The sequence below is a fragment of the Mobilicoccus sp. genome, from assembly GCF_032060985.1.
Classification (GTDB): domain Bacteria; phylum Actinomycetota; class Actinomycetes; order Actinomycetales; family Dermatophilaceae; genus Mobilicoccus.
Genome location: NZ_DAMBGD010000005.1, coordinates 13206 through 36034, shown reverse-complemented (window position 1 = coordinate 36034; position 22829 = coordinate 13206). Strand labels below are relative to the sequence as shown.

Here is a 22829-nt window from a genome sequence, read left to right as displayed (position 1 = left end):
CGGTCGGGGGCGACGTCGAGGGCGGGCGCGCCTCGAATCTGCCAGGACTCCCCTCCTGGCGACTGGACACGCGACTAGGATGCCTCAACGGTGCCGTCCGCAGGCGGGCACCCCGACCCCGGAAAGGAGCCGGATCGACCGTGGTGAGCACCTCCAGCGTCCCTCGCGGCACCCGCCTCCCGCGCGAGGAACGGCGGGCCCAACTCCTCGAGGCCGCCCAGACCGTCTTCGTCGAGTACGGCTACCACGCGGCAGGGATGGACGAGATCGCCGACCGCGCCGGGGTCTCCAAGCCGGTGCTGTATCAGCACTTTCCCGGCAAGCTCGACCTGTATCTCGCGTTGCTCGACGCCGCCTGCGACCAGGTGATCGACGCCGTCGCCCAGGCGCTGCGCTCCACGAGCGACAACGAGGAACGCGTGGTCGCGACGATGAAGGCCTACCTGGCGTTCGTCTCGGAGAACGGCGGCGCTTACCGTCTCGTCTTCGAGTCCGACCTCGGCCAGGAGGATCAGGTCGAGGAGCGGGTGCGCAACGTCGAGATGGTCTCGGCCAAGGCCGTCAGCGATCTCGTCGCCGGTGACACCGGCCTCTCCGAGGTCGAGGCCGGGCTCATCGCCACCGGTGTCGTCGGCATGGCCCAGACGGCGGCCCGGTGGTGGCTGCGGCAGGGCTCCCAGATTCCCCTCGAGCAGGCCGCCCGTATTCTCGCCGACACGGCGTGGAGGGGCATTCGCGGTTTCCCCGTCGTCGAAGGGGCCGAGGAGCCACGCTGAGCCCGCGGCCAACCTCGCGCGACGGCCTCCGGCCGCGGGGAAGAACGCCCGCGGGGTCACCGTTAACCTGGCGGAGAACCCGATCGCGGCCGCCCGGCCCGATCCATCCGCTCGCGCCGCCCCCGACGGGGTGACGCCGCGTCCGAAAGGAGACCTCGTGGAGGTCAAGATCGGTGTGCAGAACACGAGCCGCGAGATCACCCTCGAGTCCGAGCAGTCGCCGGAGGAGATCGAGGTCGCAGTGAGCGCGTCCTTCGAGAACTCCACGCCGCTTCGGCTCGTCGACCACAAGGGCAGCATCGTGCTCGTCCCGAGTTCCGCGCTCGCCTACGTCGAGATCGGCGCCCCGCGTCGAGGCGGAGTCGGTTTCGGGATGCAGTGAGCCCGACACCCGTCCGACGATCCCGTCCGACACCCTCGTCCGGCCCGGTCACACGCGTGTGGCCGGGCCGTCGCGCGTCCGCTGCCACACGGGCGGATGCCACCGCGTCGAGGCTGCGGAGGTACACTGGCGACGACCATCACGGTGCCCGGTCGGCAACGACGTGACGAAGACGGCGGCAGAGCCCGCCTCCCGCGCCCCCTCGCGGCGCAGACGAATGACCTCCGATCGGCCCGCCACCTTCCCGCGAACGCCACCGCGTCGCAGGCCGATCGAGAGATCTTCCATGACTGACACCACGTCCACCACGCTGTCCGACGCCGCCGAGCCTCTGCAGGCTCCGGTCGCCGCCCCGGCGACCGACGACTCCGCCGCGGCCGCCGGCGCCGAGGAGACGATCGAGGCCTCCCCCGAGGCGGCCGTCGAGAAGACCTTCGCCGACTTCGACGTGCACCCCGACATCGTCGGGGCCCTCGCCGAGGCGGGGATCGTCACGCCGTTCCCCATCCAGGCCATGACGTTGCCGGTCGCCCTCGGCGGCCACGACATCATCGGTCAGGCCAAGACGGGAACCGGCAAGACCCTCGGCTTCGGCATCCCCCTTCTCGAGCACGTCGTCGCCCCCGGTGACGAGGGTTTCGAGTCCCTTCTCCACCCCGGCCGCCCGCAGGCCCTCGTCGTCGCCCCCACCCGTGAGCTGGCGACGCAGGTCGCCGGCGACCTCACGCGTGCGGCGTCGCGTCGCGGCATCCGCGTGACGACGATCTACGGCGGCCGCGCGTTCGAGCCGCAGATCGAGGCGCTGCAGAAGGGCGTCGAGGTCGTCGTCGGGACGCCCGGCCGCCTCATCGACCTCATGCAGCAGGGTCACCTCAACCTGCACTCGGTGCGCACCCTCGTCCTCGACGAGGCCGATGAGATGCTCGACCTCGGGTTCCTGCCCGACGTCGAGAAGCTTCTCGCGCAGACCCCGGCGTCCCGTCAGACGATGTTGTTCTCCGCGACCATGCCCGGCGCCGTGGTCACCCTCGCGCGCCGCTACATGACCCGCCCGACCCACATCCGGGCGATCAGCCACGACGACGAGGGCCAGACCGTCGCCGCGATCGACCAGTTCGTGTTCCGCGCCCACGCGATGGACAAGGTCGAGATGGTCGCGCGCATCCTCCAGGCGAAGGGGCGCGGTCTGACGATCATCTTCAGCCGCACCAAGCGCACCGCCGCCAAGGTCGCCGACGAACTCGCCGACCGCGGGTTCGCCGCCGCGAGCATCCACGGCGACCTGGGCCAGGGCGCCCGTGAGCAGGCGCTGCGCGCGTTCCGCAACGGCAAGGTCGACATCCTCGTCGCCACCGACGTCGCCGCCCGCGGCATCGACGTCGAGAACGTCACGCACGTCATCAACTACCAGTGCCCCGAGGACGAGAAGACCTACCTGCACCGCACCGGCCGGACCGGTCGCGCGGGCCAGAAGGGCGTCGCCGTCACCCTCGTCGACTGGGACGACATGCCGCGCTGGGGTCTCATCGACAAGGCGCTCGGGCTCGGCATCCCCTCGCCCGTCGAGACGTACTCCTCCTCCCCGCACCTGTTCGAGGACCTCGGGATCGACCCGTCCGTCACGGGCCGGCTGCCGAAGTCCGAGCGCACCCGCGCCGGGCTCGAGGCCGAGAAGCTCGAGGACCTCGGTGAGACCGGCGCCTCCGCCGGCCGGGGCCGAGGTCGCAGCCGTGGCCAGGCCGACCGCGGTCGTGGCAGTGGCTCGGGCCGCGACGGCCGACCGAACCGTGACGGCCGTGGACGGGGCGGGCACTCCTCCGGCGACGAGGGCTCGGGCGCGCCGCGCCGCCGTCGTCGCACCCGCGGTGGCCGCTCGAGCGCCTCGACGGACTGACCCACCCCGTCCTCTCATCCGAACCGGAGGCGCGTGTTCACACAGGAGTGCAGAGCCTCCGGCCCGAACATGCGCCTCCGGTTCGAGAGGGACACCCGCTCCCCTCACACACGTCCGGCAGACCCGTCCGCATCCTGGTATCGGTGATGGGGCGAGTTGGACGGCCGTCTTGCCGAGCCCTACCGTGATCCTCGTCGCAGGCGTCATGGGGGTGCCTGCGGCCGACCGGGGGGTCATCGCTCACCGCCGACGCGGCGTGCCCTGGGCAGCCCCTCCCGTCGTCGTCGAGAGACGTCGACCTGTCGTCCACCCCTTCGGGCGACAGATCGTCGGCGCGCCGGTCACGGCGCCGCCGCGCCCCGCACTCGCTCCGGTGTCGTGCGGGGCGCTCCCGTCTCCGTGGCCTCCCGCCGGACCCCCCTTCCCCGACACCACCCCGGACACCTCCCGCACGAACTCCCGTTCAGGGTCGGACGATCCCGCGGTGGGTCGGTTCGGCGAGCAGTGCCTCGAGCACGTCCGGGTCGGTCGTGCATGCGGCGAGTCGCCAGGGCTTGCCGCTGCCGTGATAGTCACTCGACCCGGTGACGAACAGACCCAGGTCGGCGGCCAGGGAGATGGCCTTGGCCCGCTGCCCGGCATCGTGGTCGGGGTGGTCCCCCTCCAGGGCGAACAGGCCCGCCCGGGCCATGTCCTCGATGACGGAGTCGGGCACGAGGCGACCGCGCTTGGCGGCGAACGGGTGGGCCATGACGGGCACACCCCCCGCGGCGCGCACGAGCCGGACGGCCTCGACCGGGTCGGGCGCGTAGTGCGAGGCGTAGTACGGCGACCCGGTGTAGAGGTACTCGTCGAACGCCGCCGTGCGATCGGGGACGACATCGGCCGCGACGAGCGCGTCGGCGATGTGCGGACGCCCGATCGTCGCCCCCGGACCCACCTGCTCCTCGACCTGGGCCCAGGTGATCGGCACGTCGACGGCCAACTTCTCGACGATGCGCCGCGCCCGGTCGTCACGGCTGGAGCGCGCGGCCTCGAGCTCGGCGAGGAGCGCGGAGTCCGCCGGGTCGAGCAGATACCCGAGCAGGTGGACGCTGATGCCCTTCCACGAACACGAGATCTCGATCCCGGGCAGCAATCCGACTCCGAGCCGCTCCGCCGCGTCGATCGCCTCGCTCCACCCGGCACTCGTGTCGTGGTCGGTGAGTGCGACGACGTCCAGCCCGTCCGCGTCCGCCTGCGCGACGAGCTGCGCGGGGGTGTCGGTGCCGTCCGAGGCGAGGGTGTGGGCGTGGAGATCGATGATCATCCCCCCACACTACGAATCGGCCCACCGCCGGGCCCGGGGTGGACCCGGGTTCAGCGGGGGATGAGCACCGTGTAGTCGAGGTCGAGGACGACGTTCGGCAGGTACTTGCCGGCCCCGTCGCCCTCGGTCTGCCGGTACGGGAAGTCGCCGCACGGCAGGTCCTTGGTGGCGACCGTGCGCAGCCGCAGCGCGCCGACATCGGTCCGGCCGGGGATCTCGAGACGCTCGAGGACCTCCGACCAGGCGTGGATCGTGTCGCCGGCGAACGTGGGGTTGGCGTGGGAGCCGGCGTTGATCGCGGCGATCGTGAACGCGTTGGCGAGTCCGTTGAAGGACAGCGCCCGGGCCAGGCTGATGATGTGCCCGCCGTAGATGAGGCGACGCCCGATCCTGCTGTCGTTCTGGGCGAACTGGTTGAAGTGGACCTTGGCCGTGTTCTGGTACAAGCGCGTCGCGAGCATGTGATCGGACTCCTCGATCGTCATGCCGTCGACGTGGTCGATCTTCTCGCCCACCTCGTAGTCGCCCCACAGGTGGGGGCTGCCGGAGAGTTCCTTCATCCGCTCGTCGTAGGAGACGTTCTCGACGGGAACGACGAGGTCCTGGGCCGCGACCGCGCCCGGCAGGTCGGGGATCTGCGCCTCCCCCACCTCGTCGGTGGCGGATCGACGGTTCACCATGACCCAGCGGACGTACTCGACGACGGTCTCGCCGTTCTGGTTGGTGCCGACCGAACGCACGTAGACGTTGCCGTTCTTGCCCGAGGAGTTCGGCTTGAGCCCGATGACCTCCGAGGTCGTGGTGACGGTGTCGCCGGGGTAGAGCGGCACCCCGAACCGGCCGCCCGCGTAGCCGAGGTTGGCGACGGCGTTGAGCGAGACGTCGGGCACGGACTTGCCGAACACGAGGTGGAAGGCGAGCAGCGCGTCCACGGGCATGCGCGGGTACCCGAGGTCGCGGGCGAAGGTGTCGGCGCTGGTGGCGGCGAACCGGGAGCCGTACAGGCCGGTGTAGAGCGCGACGTCACCGTCGGTGACCGTGCGCGGCGTCGCGTGGACGATGCGCTGTCCGATCTCGAAGTCCTCGTAGAAGTTTCCGGTCACGTTCTTCATGTCGGCCACGTCGCCTCTCCGTCCTGATCCTGCCTCGGGCGTGATCCTGCCTCGGGTCTCGTGCGCATCGTCGCACCCGTCACCGACAGCCCAGGACCGGCAACGCTGTGTCGCTCGCCTCACCGCTCCCGTGCGCGCCCCGCACGCTCCCCGAGGCACCCCGGCGAATCCGGTCGAGGGAAAGGCCGTCCCCGTTCGGGCTACCCGGAGATCCGGGGAGAGTGCCCGGTAGGCTGAACCGCATGGCTGATCACTACGACGTCGTCGTCCTCGGTGCTGGTCCCGGCGGGTATGTCGCCGCCATCCGTGCCGCTCAACTCGGCAAGTCCGTTGCCGTCATCGAGAAGAAGTACTGGGGCGGGGTCTGCCTCAACGTCGGGTGCATCCCGAGCAAGGCGCTGCTGAAGAACGCCGAGCTCGCCCACACCCTCACGCACGACAAGAAGAAGTACGGCATCGAGGGCGACGCCACGATGTCCTACGGCCCGACGCACAAGCGCAGCCGCCAGGTCAGCGCGGGGATCGTCAAGGGCGTCCACTTCCTCATGAAGAAGAACAAGATCACCGAGATCGACGGGTGGGGAACCCTCCAGAAGGGCAACTCGATCACGGTCGAGGGCGACAAGGGCACGACCGAGGTCACCTACGACGACCTCATCATCGCCACCGGCGCCGTCGTGCGCACGATGGGCATCGAGCTCAGCGAGAACGTCGTCACCTACGAGGAGCAGATCCTCGACGAGAACCTTCCCGGCAGCATCATCATCGGTGGATCCGGCGCCATCGGTGTCGAGTTCGCCTACGTCATGGCCAACTTCGGCGTCGACGTGACGATCGTCGAGTTCGTCGACCGCATGGTGCCCACCGAGGACGCGGACGTGTCCAAGGAGCTCCTCAAGCACTACAAGAAGCTCGGGATCAAGGTCATGACCGGCACGAAGGTCGAGTCCGTCGAGGACACGGGCTCGGGCGTCAAGGTCACGGTCTCCCCCGCGGCGGGGGGCGACAGCCAGGTGCTCGAGGCCGACAAGATGCTGTGTGCCTTCGGGTTCCAGCCCCGCACCGAGGGCTTCGGCCTCGAGAACCTCGGCGTCGAGCTGACCGAGCGCGGCGCGATCCAGATCGACGAGTACATGCGCACGAACGTCGACCACGTCTACGCGATCGGCGACGTGACGGCCAAGCTCATGCTCGCCCACGTCGCCGAGTCCATGGGCATCGTCGCCGCCGAGACCATCGCGGGCGCCGAGACGATGGCGATCGACTACGACTTCATCCCGCGGGCGACCTACTGTCACCCGCAGATCGCCTCGATGGGCTACAGCGAGCAGCAGGCGAAGGACAAGGGCTTCGACGTCAAGACGGCCTCGTTCCCGTTCACGGCCAACGGCAAGGCCCAGGGCCTCGGCGACGGCGTCGGCTTCGTCAAGGTCGTCGCCGATGCGAAGTACGACGAGATCCTCGGCTGCCACATGATCGGCCCCGACGTCACCGAGCTCCTTCCGGCGGTCAACGTCGCCAAGCAGTGGGACCTCACGGCCGACGAGGTCTCCCGCACCGTCTTCGCCCACCCGACGCTCGGCGAGGCCCTCAAGGAGGCCATGCACGGCATCGCGGGCCACATGATCAACTTCTAACCCCTCGGTCCGCGAGGACCACCGCACGATCGACGCCCCCGGCTCGACCCCTCGGTCGCGTCGGGGGCGTTCGGTGCCCCGGGGTCGACGTGCCCGTCTCGACGCCGGACCTCAGTCGGCCGGGGTCTCCTCGTGGCGACGGCAGGGACGGGGGAACGCGCGGCGGGTGGCCTCGGCGAGGACGGCCTCCCCCGGGTAGGTCGGGTCGACGAGCATCACCGCGGAGGCGCCGAGGACCGCGGCCCACAGCTCGTCGGCCACGGCGACCTCGTCGGCCTCCGGTGCGACCTCACCGCAGAGTCGGGCGTTGGCGACGACGCCCCGCAGGCGCGCGCGAAGGGCCCGGTCGTCCTCGCGCGCGACGGCGGCAAGGGCCTCGGAGCGTGCGGCCAGCACCTGGAACTCGGCGCGCGCCAGGCAGTCCCGTCGGTTCTCGGGGACGGGGAGGAACGACGTGAGCGCGGTCGTGCACATGGTGCGGATGGACTCCTCACGCCGCTCACCGACGTCGACGATCGCCGCCACCCGCCGCTCCATCGAGGCCAGCAGTTCCGCGTAGGCCCGGTGGACGAGCAGATCCTTGCCCGGGAAGTAGTGCTGCACCAGCCCGACCGAGACCCCCGAGCGGGCCGCCACGGCCGCGATCGTCACCCGCCCGAGCCCCTCCTGACGGGCGATGTCCACCGCCGCCGCGGCGATCTCGGTCCGTCGTCGTTCGTGATCCGCCATCCTCACCATGCCCACACCATACGTCCATATGGTCCAATACCGTATGGGCATTCAATTCAGACGGACGCTGCTGCTCCCGATGCTGCTCGTCGCCCTCCTCGCGTCCGTGTTCGCGGCGCCCGCCTCCGCGGACGACGGCTCGAGCCTCGCGAACGAGGCGGCTCGGGTGGGCGTGCCCGGTGGAGTGGTGGCGCACCTCGAGCGCGGACGGGTGACGCACGTCGAGGCCTTCGGTCGCGCCGAGCCGACCAATCGGTTCCTCTTCGGATCGGTCTCCAAGCCGATCGCCGCGGCGGTGGCCCAGGATCTCGCCGATGCCGGTCGCCTCGACCTCGACAGACCCGTCGGCGAGTCGGTCCGCGGTGGGCCCGACGTCCCCGCACGGTCCCTGCTCGACCACACCGCGGGAGTCGACTTCGGTGCCGACGTGCTCGACGTCGACCGGCCGGGCACCACGGCGACCCGGCTGCTCGCCGAGCTCCCGCCTCCCGCCCTGTCGGCGGCTGGGACCCACCACTACTCGAGCCTCGGGTACGTCTACCTCCAGGCGCTGATCGAGCAGGCGTCGGGGACCGACTACGGCACGGCACTCCGGCACGCCGTCCCGGGCACGCGCATCGGGGCCTCCGCGCGCGAATGCGGCGACCTCGCGACCCCGCACCGGTTCGTCGGCCCCTGGGCGGTCGCGCAGGCGGGACCCTACGACGGCGCGGGCGCCGCCTACGGCTACACGTGCGGGAGCATCGAGGATCTCGCGCGCTTCGCCGAACGGCACCTCGCCGACCCCACGCTCGCCGATCCGACCCCGACGGGCCGCGCGGGGACCACGTACGCCGACGGATGGCGTCTCACCACGGAGGCCGACGGCGGACTCACCCACTGGCACACCGGCACGGTGCCGGGGTACTTCAGCGGCGTCTTCCTCGACCCCGCCGGCGGCCGGGGCGCCGTCGTGCTGCTCAGCGCGTCCGGGTTCCTCCACGAGGAGCAACTCGCCGCGCTCGTGCGGAACGAGTACGACCGGGTGACCGGTCGCCGGGTCACGCCGGTCCCGGCGGCGCCCTGGGCCGTCGCCCCGGTCGTCGCCTGCCTCGCCGGCGCACTGCTCCTGATCCTGTCGCTCTCCCGGCGATCGACACGGCGTGGCCGTCGCCGGGTTCTCGCGTGGGTCACCCTCGGGCTCGCCATGCTCGGGATCGTCGCGGTCCTCATGCTCGCCGGCCCCTACCCACCCCGCTACGTGTGGTTGTGGGAACCCGGCTTCGCCGTGGCCTGGGGGCTCACGATCCTGGCCGCCGCCGTGGGCGTGGCGACCTGCCTCCGTCGGCGCGACGAACCGGCCTCGTCGACCGACGTGGGGTGACGCGGTCCCGGGTGACACGATCGGGGCATGGACCTCACCGTCGAGACAGCGCAGGGCCCGGGCCGACTCGTCGTCGCCGAGGCCACGGGCGCGCCGAGCACCGTGCTCCTCCTCGGGCACGGCGCCGGGGGCGGTGTCGAGGCCTTCGACCTCCGGGCTCTCGCCGACGTCCTGCCCGCCGCCGGCGTCACCGTCGTGCGGTACTCCCAGCCGTGGCGCGAGGCGGGGCGCAAGGTCGCGGTGAGCCCGCCTCGCCTCGACGAGGCCTGGGCCCCTGCCGTCGAGGTCGTCGCGACGCGGTGGCCCTCGGTGCCGCTCGTCGTCGGTGGACGCAGCGCAGGCGCGCGCGTCGCCTGCCGCTGGGCCGCCACACACGAGGTCATGGGCGTGGTCGCGCTCTCGTTCCCGTTGCACCCACCGGGCCGGCCGGAGGCGTCCCGCGTCGACGAACTCGCGGGCGCGCGGGCCCCGCTGCTCGTCGTGCAGGGCGAGTCCGATCCGTTCGGCCGGCCGGACGAGATCCGGGACGCCATCGACGCCGCCGACCACGCCGGTGACCGCACCCTCGTCGAGGTGCCCGGCGCGAGGCACGGCCTCGAACCTCACCGCGTCGGCGACGACCCGGCGACCCGGGTGGCGGCGATCGTCGGCCCGGTGCGGGAGTTCCTCACCCGCGTCGGTTGACACCTGCTCCGCGACCGCCTCACTCGGCGACGCGAGCCCCTCGGCGCAGGGCGGCGGCCGTCGCACGGCTCTGTCGGCGGGAACGACCGCGAGGCACCTGGCGACCGAAGTAGGACCCGAGGCTGACGCCGCCGGCGATGGCGAGTCCGGTCGCCCCCGCCGTCATGAGCAGGGTCGGGCCGTGGGCCGCGGGCGTGAGGATCGGCGTCGGTTCGACGACGTAGTACAGGCCGCGGTAGACCATGCCGCCGGGGAGGAACGCGACGATGCCCGAGGTGCTGATCGCGAGCGAGGGCACCTTGAACAGCCACGCGGTGGGCTGCGACACGAAGCCGATGACGAGACACGCGAGGGCCGTCGCCGGGATCGCGCCGAGCCCGGACCGCATGAGCGCGGCATACGTGGCCCACCCGAGCAGACCCATCGCGACCGACACGAGGATCGTGCGCGAGCCCGCGTAGCAGCCGATCGCGAACGACAGGGCGATGACGGCGACGGCGACGAGCTGCACGAGGAAGGACGCGGCGAGGTCGCCCTTCGGCAGGATGTAGGCGGGCACGCCGAGCCATGAGGCCACCGAGATGATCGACAGGACACCCACGAGGATGCCGAGCGTCAGCGTGAAGACCTCGAACGATCGCGCCCCGGCGGTGACGTAATAGCCGTCGATCGCGTCCTGGGCCGCACCGACGACCGAGAGGCCCGCGAGGAGAACGACGATGCCGGTGGCGACGAGCACCGAGGGTCTCATCTGGTCGGCGAACGGGAGCCCGTAGCCCTGGGCGGCGACGATCGCCATCGCGACGGCGGTCGGGATGGCACCGCCGAGCATCTGGCAGAAGAACGCGGCGAGGCGCCGGCGCCCCGCCCACAACAACGCCCGGTCGACGATGCCGGAGATGACGACCGCGAAGAGGATCTCGTAGAGGTGCCCGCCGATGAGGGCGGCGACTCCGCCACCGAGGAGGAGGAACGAGAACGTGATGAACCCTCGGCGGTACAGGTGTGGCCGCTTCATGATCGAGACGAACCGTTCCTGCGCCTCCTCCAGCGGCAACCCCTCGTCGGTGATCTCCCGGACGAGCTCATGCGTGGCCGCGAGCCGCTCGTAGTCCGGCACCCGGGTGCGCACGATGCGGATCATCGTCACGGGGTCCTCGAACGCGCCCCGGTGGTGGGTGACCGCGACCGAGGTGAACGTGACGTCGACGTGGACGGCCCTCAACCCGTAGGCCGAGGTGACCGCGAGGACGTAGGAGGTGACGTCCGCGGCCGAGGCGCCCGTCGACAGCGTCGACTCGGCGATCCGCATCGCGAGGTCGATGACGGCGCGCGACCGGGCCTTCTCGATACCGCCGGTGATCTCGCTGAGGTCGAGTCCCCACGTGGGCGCATCGGCGGCACGGACCGCGTTCTTGGCGAGCCGGAGGATCGAGGCGGCCTGGGGGGCGCGCTGCGTCGGCTTCTCCGGCCCGCGATCCCTCACGGCGGAGTCGAGCAGCCCCTCGTCGACGACCGCGAACACCTGGCTGGGCGGGTCGTCGGAGACGCCGACGAGCTCGGGGTTGACCTGAGACTTCGACGAGGGCGGGGCGGTGGGGAACTGCTCGGTCACGTCCTCACTGTGGGCCATCGCCGCGAGGCCCGGCAAACCCGCTCGCGTGCGCCCGGGATCCGCCGGTGGAGGCCGTGCGCGCCGTGTGAGGATGGCGAGATGAGCGAGAAGCAGCCGACGAAGCCCGACCACCGCAGCCGCCCGAACAACGAGCAGTTCAAGACCTTCATCGCCTCCGGGTGGGCGCCCCGTCCGACCGACCTCCCGGAGCAGGCCGAGGTCGCGCGATGGACGCCCGCGCGTCGCGCCGTCGTGTCCGAGGCATTCCCCGGCGAACGGCTCGTCATGCCCGCCGGCGGGCTCAAGGTGCGCAGCAACGACTGCGACTACGTCTTCCGCCCCCACACCGCGTTCTCCCACCTCACGGGGCTCGGCGCCGACCGCGAGCCCGACGCGGTCCTCGTCCTCGAACCCTCCGAGGAGGGCGGGCACGACCCCATCCTGTACTTCCGGCCCCTCGCGCCCCGGGACTCCGAGGAGTTCTTCGCCGACTCCCGCTACGGCGAGTTCTGGGTGGGGTCGCGCCCGACGCTCGAGTCGATGGCGGCCGAGCTCGGCATGGAGACGCGGCACATCGATCAGTTGGGCGACGCCCTCGCCAAGGACGCCGGACAGGTCGCGCTGCGCGTCGTCGTCGAGGCCGACGCCGATGTCGCCGCGCTCGTGGAGAAGGTGCGCGCCGAGTCCGGTCTCGGCACCACCGAGGCCCAGCTCACGGCCGCGGCCGAGGCCGACGCCGAGCTCGCCCGCACGTGTTCGACGATGCGCCTGGTCAAGGACGACTGGGAGAAGGACCAGATGCGCCTCGCCTGCGAGGGGACGGCGCGGGCGTTCGACGCCGTCGTCGCCGACCTGCCCGAGGCCAAGAAGCGGGGCCGTGGCGAGCGCTGGGTCGAGGGTGTCTTCGGCCTCCACGCGCGCCACCACGGCAACGGTGTCGGCTACGACTCCATCTGCGCGGCGGGCGACCACGCGAACACGCTCCACTGGATCCGCAACACCGGCGACCTGCGCGACGGCGACCTGCTCCTGCTCGACGCGGGCATCGAGGTCGACTCGCTCTTCACCGCGGACGTCACCCGCACCCTGCCGATCTCGGGGCGCTTCTCGGACGTGCAGCGCCGCATCTACGAGGCCGTGTACGCCGCCCAGCAGGCCGGGATCGCCGCCTGCCGTCCGGGCAACCGCTTCAAGGACGTCCACGCCGCCGCCATCCGCGTGATCGCCGAGCACCTGCACGAGTGGGGGCTGCTGCCCGAGGGCGTCGACGTCGAGGCCACCCTGGACGCCGACACGGGCCAGTACCACCGCCGCTGGATGGTCCACGGCACGAGTCACCACCTCGGCATGGACGTCCACGACTGCGCCCAGGCCCTTCGTGAGGACTACATGGACGCCGAGCTGCGCCCCGGCATGGTGCTCACGGTGGAGCCGGGCCTGTACTTCAAGGCCGACGACCAGCTCGCGCCCGAGGAGTTCCGTGGGATCGGCGTGCGCATCGAAGACGACATCCTCATCACCGAGGACGGCTGCGAGAACCTCTCTGCGATGATCCCCAGCCGCGCCGACGACGTCGAGACGTGGATGGCGCGGATCCTCGACGCCGGCGCCTGACCGGGCCGGCCGCCCCGCCGGTCGGGCGGGTCGCCCCGCCGATCAGGCGGGGCGGCCGTCCGGGCCGGGGCCGTCGGAACCGGGGCCGCCCTGCCCGAACGTCGCGGGGCCCTCCCCGCGCGGGCCGCCGTCGGCGCCGTGTCCGCCCCCGGGTTGCGAACCGTGGGCGGAGGCCTGACCAGGGCCGCGGAGGATGCGGTCGGCGTCGTGGAACGTCGCGTGCTCGACGAGGATCTCGTACCGGGTGGCGATCACCTGGCTCACCGACGTGAAGTCGCGCTTGCCCTGGGTGAGGGCGTAGCCGGTGCCCGCCCACACCGCGAGGAAGAACGCACCGGCGATGACGGCCCACAGCACCGTGCCGAGCGTGTCGCGACCGCCGGTGGCGAAGATCGACATGAGCAGACCCACCATGAGGCCCACCCACATGCCGCTGAGCGCCCCGCTGCCGATCGCCTTGAAGGCCGTCATGCGACCGGTCACGCGCTCGACCTGCTTGAGGTCGGTGCCGACGATCATGACGTTCTGCACGGCGAAGCCGTGGTCGGACAGGTAGTCGACGGCGCGCTGCGCGTCGTCGTAGGTGTCGTAGACCGCGAGACTCCGCGGGCTGCTCAGCTGTAGCGCCGCCATCGGCAGGCGCCCAGGCATTCCAGGTTGCATCCCCATGTCCCCATCCCATCACATGCGAGGCGAGGGACGATGCTCGCGCATCGCCCCTCGCGTCGGTGTCGTGGCCGTCGGTCGCCTCTTCGCGTCTCAGCTGCGGATCTTGTAGTCCTTGAGCAGCGCCCGGCCGATGATCATCTTCTGGATCTCCGCGGTGCCCTCACCGATGAGCAGCATCGGGGCCTCGCGGTAGAGGCGCTCGATCTCGTACTCCTTGGAGTAGCCGTACCCGCCGTGGATGCGGAAGCTCTGCTCGACGACGTCGGCGCAGTACTCGGCGGCGAGGTACTTGGCCATGCCGGCCTCGACGTCGTTGCGCTTGCCGGAGTCCTTGAGGCGGGCGGCGCGCACCATCATCTGATGGCAGGCCTCGACCTTGGTGGCCATGTCGGCGAGACGGAACATGATGGCCTGGTGGTCGGCGATCTTCTTGCCGAACGTCTCCCGCTGCTGGGCATAGGAGATGCCGAGCTCGAAGGCGCGACGGGAGACACCGCAGGCGCGGGCCGCGACGTTGACGCGGCCGACCTCGACGCCGTCCATCATCTGGTAGAAGCCCTTGCCGGGCTCTCCACCGAGCAGCTCCGCGTCGGTCGTCCTGTAGTCCTCGAGGACGAGCTCGGTCGTGTCGACGCCCTTGTAGCCCATCTTCTCGATCTTGCCGGGGATGGTGACACCCTCGCCGACCTTGCCGAAGCCCGGCTCCTTCTCGACGAGGAAGGTCGACATGTTCTTGTAGACCGAGTCGCTGCCGGTGTCGGTCTTGACGAGGACGGCGACGAGCGTCGAGCTGCCACCGTTGGTCAGCCACATCTTCTGCGCGTTGATGGTCCACTCGTCGCCGTTCTTGACGGCCTTGGACTTGATGCCGGAGACGTCGGAGCCACAGCCGGGCTCGGACATCGAGAACGCGCCGCGGACCTCACCGGTGGCCATGCGGGGCAGGTACTTCTGCTTCTGCTCCTCGGTGCCGTGCTGGAGCAGCATGTACGCCACGATGAAGTGGGTGTTGATGATGCCGGAGACGCTCATCCAACCGCGTGCGATCTCCTCGACACACAGCGCGTAGGTGAGGAGCGACTCGCCGAGGCCGCCGTACTCCTCGGGGATCATCAGTCCGAAGATCCCCATCTCCTTCATCGACTCGACGATCTGCGTGGGGTACTCGTCGGCGTGCTCGAGCTCGGTGGCGACGGGGATGATCTGCTCGTCGACGAACTGCCGCACGAGCGAGATCAGCTCGGTCTGTTCCTCGGTGAGCCCCTCGGTCTTCTGCAGGCGTGACATGGCTGCCTTTCGATCGTCGTTGGTCGGCGCTGCCGTCGAGTATGCCGTCCGCTCCAGTCCGCGGTGAGGGCGATGCCCTGTGAGTCCGCCCACGCCGCGACCCCTGCCGTCGCCCTCCCGTTCGAGAGACGCCCCTCGCCCCTCCCGGGACGGCGATGCGGCCACACCCGCCGGGGTGTGGCCGCCTCGGACGTGGCCGTCTCAGCCGCCGACGCGGAGGTCAGTAGACGGTGACCCGGTTACCGTTGCGCAGCCACGTCGTCTTCCACAGCATGTCCATCGCCGCGGTGCTCACCCGCGCGCAGCCGTGGGAGGCGGGGTAGCCGGGGACGAAGCCGTCGGCGACGCCGTGGACGGCGTAACCCCGGTGGAAGTACTTGGGCCGGTACAACTTGCCGAGCGGCGCGGTGCGCCACCCGTTCGAGTATCCCCAGGTGACCCGGTAACTCCCCGTCGGAGTCGGCGTCGCCTTGGTACCGGTGCTCGTGTTGAGCACCATGCGGACCGTTCCACCGTCGACGAAGAGGATCACCTGACGCTTGAGGTCGATCTCCACGGCCCTCCCCGTCTTGGTGCGGGCGCTCGGCCGGACACCACGGTCGATCGCCGCCCGCGTCGAGGGACCGGCGACACCGTCACGACCGAGGCCGGCGACCTTCTGGATCGCCATGACGGCCTGCATCGTCGAATACCCGTAGGTGCCGTTCGGGGTCCCGGTCCAGTAACCGAGGGAGGACAGCCGCTTCTGCAACGCGACCACCTCCGCGCCCTTGGCGCCCTGCCGCAGGACGGTCGTGGTCTTCTTGGCGGTGGACTTCTTGGCAGTGGTCTTCTTGGCGGTGGTCTTCTTGGCGGTCGTCTTCGTCGTCGCCGGCTTCTTGGGGGACGCCTTCTTGGCGGTCGTCCTCGTCGTTGTCTTCTTGACGACCGTCTTCTTCGGCGGCGCCTTCGTCGCCGGTGCCTTCGTCGCCGGTGCCTTCGTGGCGGTCGGGGTCGGCCTCGGCGTGGGAGCGGAGGTGGAGACGGCAGGAGCGGCCGCGGGCGCACCGGCGGCGACGGCGGGTGCGGCGGGCATGGCGAGCACCGTGCTGACGAGCACCGCACCGATGAGACGGCGAGACATGTGGAATTCCCCCTGTGGAGCGTCGCGTCGCCCACCCCCCTCGGGTGGGCACGACCTCGTCCCCCTGGCAGCGGATCCCCGGTGTTCGGCGGCCTGTGACGGATCAGGTCTTGCGTCCAACTTAGTACAGCCGCATCACGGCCCACCCACGGAGGGGTCACGGGTGCATGACGGGCGTCCACGTGTCCGGCCGAGCGCCCACCGGACGCGACGGCCCCGGCCACCCTGGGAGGGTGGTCGGGGCCGTCGGGGCATCGGTGGCGCGGGCCTCGCGTCGCGGCGCGGCGCGCCTCTGATCAGGCCTGTTCGAGCGCTTCGATCGCCTCGTGCATCGTGAGGGTGCGCTGGGCGGACTCGACGTGGAGGTTCTCGATCATCTTGCCGTTGTAGGTGACGACGCCGGAACCCTTGCCCTCCTCCCATGCGGCGAGGACGCCACGGGCGTCGTCGACCGCGCTCGGCGAGGGACGGAAGGCCTGGTTGGCGCCCTCCACCTGACCGGGGTGGATGAGGGTCTTGCCGTCGAAGCCCATCTGGCGCCCCTGCTCGCACTCGGCGAGGAAGCCCTCGGCGTTCTTGACGTCGTTGTAGACGCCGTCGAGGATCGCCTTGCCCGCGGCACGAGCACCCAGAAGGGCGAGCCCGAGACCGGCGAGCAGCGGCTGACGACCGGGGACGTGCTCGGCGTACAGCTCCTTGACGAGGTCGTTCGTGCCCATGACGAGGACCGAGAGGCGAGGACTGGCGGCGGCGATCTCCTGGCAGCGGAGCATCGCGACAGGGGTCTCGACCATGGCCCACAGCGTCGTGCGCTCGGGTGCGCCCGCCTTCTCCATCGCCGCGACGAGCTGCCGGACCTCCTCGGCGTCGTTCACCTTGGGGACGGCGATGGCGTCGGGCCCGGCCGCGCACGCCGCGGCCATGTCGTCATCGTGCCACGGGGTGCCGATGCCGTTGATGCGGATGATGAGTTCGCGGCGCCCGTACTCGCCGCTGCCGACGGCCGCGCAGGCGGAGCCGCGGGCCTCGGGCTTGGCGTCGGGGGCGACCGCGTCCTCGAGGTCGAAGATGATGCCGTCGCAGGCGATGGACTTGGCCTTCTCGAGCGCGCGGGCGTTCGAGGACGGCATGTAGAGCACCGACCGGCGGGGGCGGAACGTCGTCGAGTCGGTCATCACTTGCCCTCCACCTTCGCGACGCCGGCCTTCTTGGCCTCGGCGTACTTCGCGCCGAGCTCGGGGTCGATCTCCGAGAGCGCCTCGGCGAGGTCGACGACGACCTGGCACTGCTTGCAGGAGGCGTCGTCCTCCATCTTGCCGTCCACCATGACCGCGCCCGTCCCGTCGCCCATCGCGGTGACGACCTCGTAGGCGTGCTCGACCTCGGCGGGGTCGGGGCTGAACACGCGGCGGGCGATCTCGATCTGCTTGGGGTGCAGGGTCCACGTGCCCACGCAGCCGAGGAGGAACGCGTTGCGGAACTGGTCCTCGCACCCGACGACGTCGGTGATGTCACCGTAGGGGCCGTAATAGGCGAAGATCCCGTGCATCGCGCAGGCGTCGACCATGCGCGCGATCGTGTAGTGCCACAGATCCTGCTGGAAGATCGCGCGCGGGGTGGTCTCGCCGTGGATGTCGTAGCCGTCGTCGGTCTTGGCGGCGTCGGCGCGCACGAGGTAGCCGGGGTGGCCGCCACCGACGCGCGTCGTCTTCATGCGGCGGTCGGCGGCGAGGTCGGCCGGGCCGAGCGAGATGCCCTGCATGCGCGGGGAGGCGCCGGCGATCTCCTCGACGTTGGCCATACCGCGCGCGGTCTCGAGGATGGCGTGGACGAGGATCGGACGCTGCAGGCCGGCCTTGGCCTCGAGCTGGGCGAGGATGCGGTCGACGTAGTGGATGTCCTCGGCGCCCTGCACCTTGGGGATCATGACGACGTCGAGCTTGTCGCCGATCTCGGTGACGAGCGTTGTGACGTCGTCGAGGAACCAGGGGCTGTCGAGGGCGTTGAGGCGGGTCCACAGCTGGGTGGGACCGAAGTCGGTGCCTCCGGCGATCTCGACGAGACCGAGGCGCGCCTTCTCCTTGTTCTCGGCCTTGACGGCGTCCTCGAGGTTGCCGAGCAGCACGTCGACGGTGCCGACCATGCCGGGGATCTTCGCGGCCATCTTGGCGTTGCTCGGGTCGAAGAAGTGGATGGCCCGGGAGGGCCTGGCGGGGATCTCCCGCAGGGGGGCGGGCGCCCCCACCGCGAGCGGGGTGAAGAAGTCCTTGGCGCTGCGCATGTGCGTGTCCTCCACGTCGTCGTGTAGCGATGCTGGGGCGTGCCCTCCGGCGTTCGCGGCCGCGCCCGCCACCCGCGCCCGCGGCGGCCGGCGCCGCTGTCGAGGTGGTGTCGGGCCCGGGGGAATCGGCCTCGTTTTCGAGCCTAACAGCGGGCCGGAACGCAGCCCCGCCGCACGCTGAGACGCTCGTCACGCCGGGTACTCCCCCGTCGGAACGGTGGGTTCGGGAGCACACCTCTCGATCGGATCCCCGATCCGGGAACTCTGCGCGAGGCCCGCACGTCATCCCGGAGGGGGATGCTCGCGACCCATGAGCCGAGCACCGGTGCGCCGCCTCCGCGCGCAGGGTCACCCCGCACGCGACGTCGCGTCCGTGCGTGTCACCGCCGAAGCACGCCAGACAGCCCGACACCGACAGAAATGAGGACTGCCCATGACCGTGCCCACCACCGCTGCCCCCTCCACCGACGGTCTCGCCGGCTGGGTCGTGCAGGTGATGGACGCGATCGGCTCGCCCGGCGTCGGGCTGCTCGTCTTCCTCGAGAACCTCTTCCCGCCGGTGCCGAGCGAGGTCGTCCTCCCACTCGCCGGTTTCGCCGCGAGCCAGGGCTCCCTCTCGCTCGCGGCCGCGATCGTGTGGGCCACGCTCGGCTCGGTGCTGGGTGCCTGGGCGCTGTACGGCATCGGCGCCGCGCTCGGCCGCGACCGCATGCTGCACATCCTCGAGAGGATGCCGCTCGTCGACGTCGCCGACATGCTCAAGGCCGAGGAGTTCTTCGTCCGCCATGGTTCCGCGGCCATCTTCTTCGGGCGCCTCGTCCCGATGGTCCGCAGCCTCATCTCGATCCCGGCCGGCCTGGAGCGCCTCCCGGCGCTGCGCTTCACCGCCCTCACCGCCTGCGGGAGCGCGATCTGGAACAGCGCGCTCATCCTTGCCGGTTACGCGCTCGGCGAGCGCTTCGGTCTCGTCGCGCACTACCTCGAGTACCTCCAGTACGCCGTCATCGCCCTCGTCGTCCTCGGCCTGGCCGCGTACGCGTTCATGCGCGTGACCCGTCACCGTGCCCGGCGCCGCGTGCAGGAGGCTCCGCACTCCTCCGGATCGGCGTCGTCCGCCGGATCGACGTCGTCGTCCGCGTTCGGGCCGGATCCCTCGTCCTCGCCCCGGGCGGCGGTCGGTGACACCGCCCGCCACCCCGCGCCCGCCCCCCGCGCCCGCGAGCCCCAGGCCGTCGCCCGCTGACCGCCGTCCGGCGCGCGGTCGGGGCGGACGGCCCCTGACGTGCCGGTTGTACTCTGCGGACGTGAGTCAGAACACCCGGGTCTTCCTTGCGCGTCTGGCCGGCCTCGCCGTGTTCGACCCCCTCGGCGATCAGGTCGGCGTGGTCCGTGACGTCGTCGTCACCTTCTCCTCCACCCGCCGCAAACCCCTCGCCGTGGGCCTCGTCGTCGAGGTCGCCGGGCGACGTCGCGTCTTCGTCCCCCTCACCCGGGTGACGAGCATGGAGGCCGGCCAGGTCATCACGACCGGGCTCGTCAACATGCGTCGCTTCGAGCAGCGCCCCACCGAGGTGCGGGTCATCGCCGAACTGCTCGACCGCACCGTCACCGTGCGTGAACTCGACGAGGAGCCCTACGCGGCCACGGTCGAGGACGTCGCCATCGAGCGCGTCCGTGGCCGCGAGTGGTCGGTGGAGAAGGTCTTCGTCCGCAAGTCCGACCCGCGCGAGAAGACCTCCCGGTTCCGGATCACCCGTCGCCGCGGCGAGACCGCGCTCGTCGACGTCGCCGACGTCACCGGGTTGCGGGAGCAGGAGGCCGATCAGCGCGCCGACCTGTGGCTGGAGAACTTCGACGACCTCAAGGCCGCCGACCTCGCCGAGATGATCCGCGACCTGCCGCCGCAGCGGCGCATCCAGGTCGCCGGCGGCCTGCACGACGAGAAGCTCGCCGACGTCCTCGAGGAGCTGCCCGAGGACGAGCAGGTCGAGATCCTCGCCGCGCTCGAGTCGAACCGCGCCGCGGACGTGCTCGAGGAGATGCAACCCGACGACGCCGCCGACCTGCTCTCCGAGCTCAGCCCCGAGGCGCAGGAGCGGTACCTGCAGCTCATGGAGCCCGAGGAGGCCGAGGACATCCGGCGCCTGCTCACCTACGACGAGGACACCGCGGGCGGTCTCATGACGACCGAGCCCGTCATCCTCCCGCCGGAGGCGACGATCGCCGAGGCCCTCGCCTCGGTACGGCGGACCGAGATCTCTCCGGCGCTCGCGGCGATGGTGTACGTCTGCCGCTCCCCCATGGAGACCCCGACCGGCCGGTTCCTCGGAATCGTCCACATCCAGCGCCTCCTGCGCGAACCCCCGCACCTCGCCGTGGGCTCCGTCATCGACACCGACGTCGAGCCGCTGCTGCCGGACGCCACGGTGGGAACCGTCACCCGGGAGCTCGCGACGTACAACCTCGTGAGCCTCCCCATCGCCGACGAGGACGGTCACCTCCTCGGCGCCGTCACCGTCGACGACGTCCTCGACCACCTGCTGCCGGAGGACTGGCGCGACGACCGACACGAGGTGACCCATGGCTGACCCCCGCACGCGTCTCGATCAGCCCTTCGAGCGCCGACGCCGGGGCCTGCGCATCCCACGCATGGACCCCGAGGCCTTCGGGCGGGTGAGCGAGGCGTTCGCCCGGTTCATGGGCACCCCGCAGTTCCTCATCTACATGACGATCTTCGTCATCGTGTGGCTGGTCTGGAACACCTACATGCCCGAGTCGGCACAGTTCGACCCGCGGTCGCTCAACTACACCCTGCTCACGCTCATCCTGTCGTTGCAGGCGAGCTACGCCGCGCCCCTCATCCTCCTCGCGCAGAACCGGCAGGACGACCGCGACCGTGTCGCCCTCGAACAGGACCGCACCCGCGACGAACGCAACCTCGCCGACACCGAGTACCTCACCCGTGAGGTGGCGGCTCTGCGCATCGCGCTGCGTGAGGTCGCAACCCGCGACTTCGTGCGCTCCGAGCTGCGGGAACTGCTCGAGGAGATGGAGGAGCGCCGCGAACAGGGCGGCGAGGAGGCCGAGGACACCGACCGCCGACCGCGCAAGAAGAAGGGCAAGGGCCGCGCGGGCGCCCCGGCCGATGTGAGGAGCACCCTGCCCCCCGCCTAGAGTGGGCGGCATGTCTGCACCCACCCAGGACGTCCTCCTCCAGGCCCTCGCCGGCGTCGAGGATCCCGAGATCCACCGCCCCATCACCGAGCTCGGCATGGTGGACACGGTCACGGTTGACGACGCCGGCCGCGTCGCCGTGACGATCCTCCTCACGGTCGCCGCCTGCCCGCTCAAGGACACCCTGTCGCGTGACACCGACAAGGCCCTGCGCACCGTCGACGGGGTCACCGACGTCGAGGTCACCCTCGGTGTGATGAACGACGAGCAGCGCGCCGCGCTCAAGCAGCACCTGCGTGGCGGTCAGGCCGAACGCGAGATCCCCTTCGCCAAGCCGAACTCCCTCACCCGGGTGTACGCGGTGGCCTCGGGCAAGGGCGGCGTCGGCAAGTCGTCGGTGACGACGAACCTCGCCGTCGCGCTCGCCGAGCAGGGACTGCGCGTCGGTGTCGTCGACGCCGACATCTACGGCTTCTCGGTCCCGCGCATGATCGGTGTGGACTACCCGCCCACGCAGGTCGACGACATGATCATGCCGCCCGAGGCCAAGGGCGTGAAGGTCATCTCGGTCGGCATGTTCGTGCCGGGCAACTCCCCCGTCGTGTGGCGCGGGCCGATGCTGCACCGGGCACTCAACCAGTTCCTCGCCGACGTCTTCTGGGGCGACCTCGACGTTCTCCTCCTCGATCTGCCGCCCGGCACCGGGGACGTCGCGATCTCGGTGGCCCAGCTCATCCCGGGCGCGGAGATCATCGTCGTCACCACCCCGCAGCAGGCGGCTGCGGAGGTCGCCGAGCGCGCCGGGTCGATCGCGACGCAGACGCACCAGCGCATCGTCGGGGTCATCGAGAACATGAGCTGGCTCGAGCTGCCCGACGGCACCCGCCAGGAGATCTTCGGCTCCGGCGGCGGCAAGGCGGTCTCGGAATCTCTCTCGCGCATCGTCGGTACCGACATCCCGCTCCTCGGTCAGATCCCCCTCGACGTGACGATGCGGGAGGGCTCCGACGCGGGTGAGCCCGTCGTCCTCTCCAACCCCGACGGCCCCTCCGGTGTCGCTCTCCGCGGCATCGCCAAGGGCCTCGCCACCCGTTCGCGCGGTCTCGCGGGTCGCAAGCTCGGCCTCACGCCCCAGCGCTGAGCACGGGCGCCCGCCCGCTCTGACGACACGACACCCCCG

Annotated in this window: 20 protein-coding genes; 11 read left to right on the top strand and 9 right to left on the bottom strand. The window is 71.0% G+C overall.

Going from position 1 to position 22829, the window contains the following annotated elements; genetic code table 11:
• Positions 1-143 precede the first annotated feature (143 nt).
• The 3 genes from RT054_RS05745 to RT054_RS05735 all read left to right on the top strand — a co-directional run bounded on the left by RT054_RS05745 (position 144) and on the right by RT054_RS05735 (position 3052).
• Positions 144-776 carry a TetR/AcrR family transcriptional regulator gene (locus tag RT054_RS05745; RefSeq protein WP_313022543.1) on the top strand — a complete coding sequence of 211 codons (633 nt, stop codon included), beginning with the start codon at positions 144-146 and terminating at the stop codon, positions 774-776.
• 157 nt (positions 777-933) lie between these two features.
• Positions 934-1158: a DUF3107 domain-containing protein gene (locus RT054_RS05740; RefSeq protein WP_312718851.1), complete on the top strand. Its 225-nt coding sequence runs from the start codon at positions 934-936 to the stop codon at positions 1156-1158.
• Between the two features lie 286 nt (positions 1159-1444).
• On the top strand, positions 1445-3052 hold the full coding sequence (locus RT054_RS05735; protein WP_313022542.1) for a DEAD/DEAH box helicase: 1608 nt from the start codon (positions 1445-1447) through the stop codon (positions 3050-3052).
• A gap of 463 nt (positions 3053-3515) precedes the next feature.
• Here the strand turns inward: RT054_RS05735 and RT054_RS05730 are convergent, their stop codons facing one another.
• Together RT054_RS05730 and RT054_RS05725 are read right to left on the bottom strand one after the other, a co-directional pair.
• On the bottom strand, positions 3516-4361 hold the full coding sequence (locus tag RT054_RS05730; RefSeq protein WP_313022540.1) for a PHP domain-containing protein: 846 nt from the start codon (positions 4359-4361) through the stop codon (positions 3516-3518).
• A 50-nt stretch (positions 4362-4411) separates the two neighbouring features.
• Positions 4412-5473 carry a MaoC family dehydratase gene (locus RT054_RS05725; RefSeq protein ID WP_312718934.1) on the bottom strand — a complete coding sequence of 354 codons (1062 nt, stop codon included), beginning with the start codon at positions 5471-5473 and terminating at the stop codon, positions 4412-4414.
• Between the two features lie 242 nt (positions 5474-5715).
• On the opposite strand from RT054_RS05725, the gene lpdA reads away from it, so the two are divergent.
• Complete coding sequence (lpdA, locus tag RT054_RS05720; RefSeq protein ID WP_313022538.1) at positions 5716-7110, top strand: dihydrolipoyl dehydrogenase; 1395 nt, start codon at positions 5716-5718, stop codon at positions 7108-7110.
• 111 nt (positions 7111-7221) lie between these two features.
• On the opposite strand, the gene RT054_RS05715 is transcribed toward lpdA, so the two are convergent.
• Entirely contained in the window at positions 7222-7848 is a 627-nt protein-coding gene (locus RT054_RS05715) for a TetR family transcriptional regulator (protein ID WP_313022535.1), read from the bottom strand.
• A 34-nt stretch (positions 7849-7882) separates the two neighbouring features.
• On the opposite strand from RT054_RS05715, the gene RT054_RS05710 reads away from it, so the two are divergent.
• Together RT054_RS05710 and RT054_RS05705 are read left to right on the top strand one after the other, a co-directional pair.
• Positions 7883-9202, top strand: coding sequence for a serine hydrolase domain-containing protein (locus RT054_RS05710; RefSeq protein WP_313022534.1), 1320 nt, complete (start codon positions 7883-7885; stop codon positions 9200-9202).
• 27 nt (positions 9203-9229) lie between these two features.
• Positions 9230-9886, top strand: coding sequence for an alpha/beta family hydrolase (locus RT054_RS05705; protein WP_313022532.1), 657 nt, complete (start codon positions 9230-9232; stop codon positions 9884-9886).
• A gap of 19 nt (positions 9887-9905) precedes the next feature.
• Here the strand turns inward: RT054_RS05705 and RT054_RS05700 are convergent, their stop codons facing one another.
• A complete protein-coding gene (locus RT054_RS05700) occupies positions 9906-11501 on the bottom strand; it encodes a threonine/serine exporter family protein (protein WP_313022530.1) in 1596 nt (531 codons plus the stop codon).
• Positions 11502-11600: 99 nt separating this feature from the next.
• On the opposite strand from RT054_RS05700, the gene RT054_RS05695 reads away from it, so the two are divergent.
• Positions 11601-13115 (top strand): aminopeptidase P family protein, encoded by a 1515-nt coding sequence (locus RT054_RS05695; RefSeq protein ID WP_313022529.1) that lies wholly within the window; start codon positions 11601-11603, stop codon positions 13113-13115.
• 42 nt (positions 13116-13157) lie between these two features.
• Here RT054_RS05695 and RT054_RS05690 read toward each other — a convergent pair whose 3' ends face one another.
• From RT054_RS05690 to RT054_RS05670, 5 genes are all read right to left on the bottom strand, one after another.
• Positions 13158-13778 carry a general stress protein gene (locus RT054_RS05690; RefSeq protein WP_312718866.1) on the bottom strand — a complete coding sequence of 207 codons (621 nt, stop codon included), beginning with the start codon at positions 13776-13778 and terminating at the stop codon, positions 13158-13160.
• Between the two features lie 96 nt (positions 13779-13874).
• A complete protein-coding gene (locus RT054_RS05685) occupies positions 13875-15071 on the bottom strand; it encodes an acyl-CoA dehydrogenase family protein (protein WP_312718867.1) in 1197 nt (398 codons plus the stop codon).
• A gap of 220 nt (positions 15072-15291) precedes the next feature.
• Entirely contained in the window at positions 15292-16194 is a 903-nt protein-coding gene (locus tag RT054_RS05680) for a L,D-transpeptidase family protein (RefSeq protein ID WP_313022528.1), read from the bottom strand.
• 296 nt (positions 16195-16490) lie between these two features.
• A complete protein-coding gene (locus tag RT054_RS05675; protein ID WP_313022527.1) occupies positions 16491-17369 on the bottom strand; it encodes a CoA ester lyase in 879 nt (292 codons plus the stop codon).
• On the bottom strand, positions 17369-18475 hold the full coding sequence (locus RT054_RS05670; RefSeq protein WP_312718872.1) for a CoA ester lyase: 1107 nt from the start codon (positions 18473-18475) through the stop codon (positions 17369-17371). Before RT054_RS05670 ends, RT054_RS05675 begins: the two co-directional genes overlap by 1 nt.
• Before the next feature lie 433 nt (positions 18476-18908).
• On the opposite strand from RT054_RS05670, the gene RT054_RS05665 reads away from it, so the two are divergent.
• The 4 genes from RT054_RS05665 (at position 18909) to RT054_RS05650 (ending at position 22790) form a co-directional block, all read left to right on the top strand.
• Entirely contained in the window at positions 18909-19718 is an 810-nt protein-coding gene (locus RT054_RS05665) for a DedA family protein (protein WP_312718874.1), read from the top strand.
• Positions 19719-19779: 61 nt separating this feature from the next.
• Positions 19780-21063 (top strand): magnesium transporter MgtE N-terminal domain-containing protein, encoded by a 1284-nt coding sequence (locus RT054_RS05660; protein WP_312718876.1) that lies wholly within the window; start codon positions 19780-19782, stop codon positions 21061-21063.
• Complete coding sequence (locus RT054_RS05655) at positions 21056-21649, top strand: DUF1003 domain-containing protein (protein ID WP_313022526.1); 594 nt, start codon at positions 21056-21058, stop codon at positions 21647-21649. The genes RT054_RS05660 and RT054_RS05655 overlap by 8 nt, the downstream gene beginning before the upstream one ends.
• Before the next feature lie 10 nt (positions 21650-21659).
• A complete protein-coding gene (locus tag RT054_RS05650) occupies positions 21660-22790 on the top strand; it encodes a P-loop NTPase (protein WP_313022524.1) in 1131 nt (376 codons plus the stop codon).
• Positions 22791-22829: the final 39 nt, after the last annotated feature.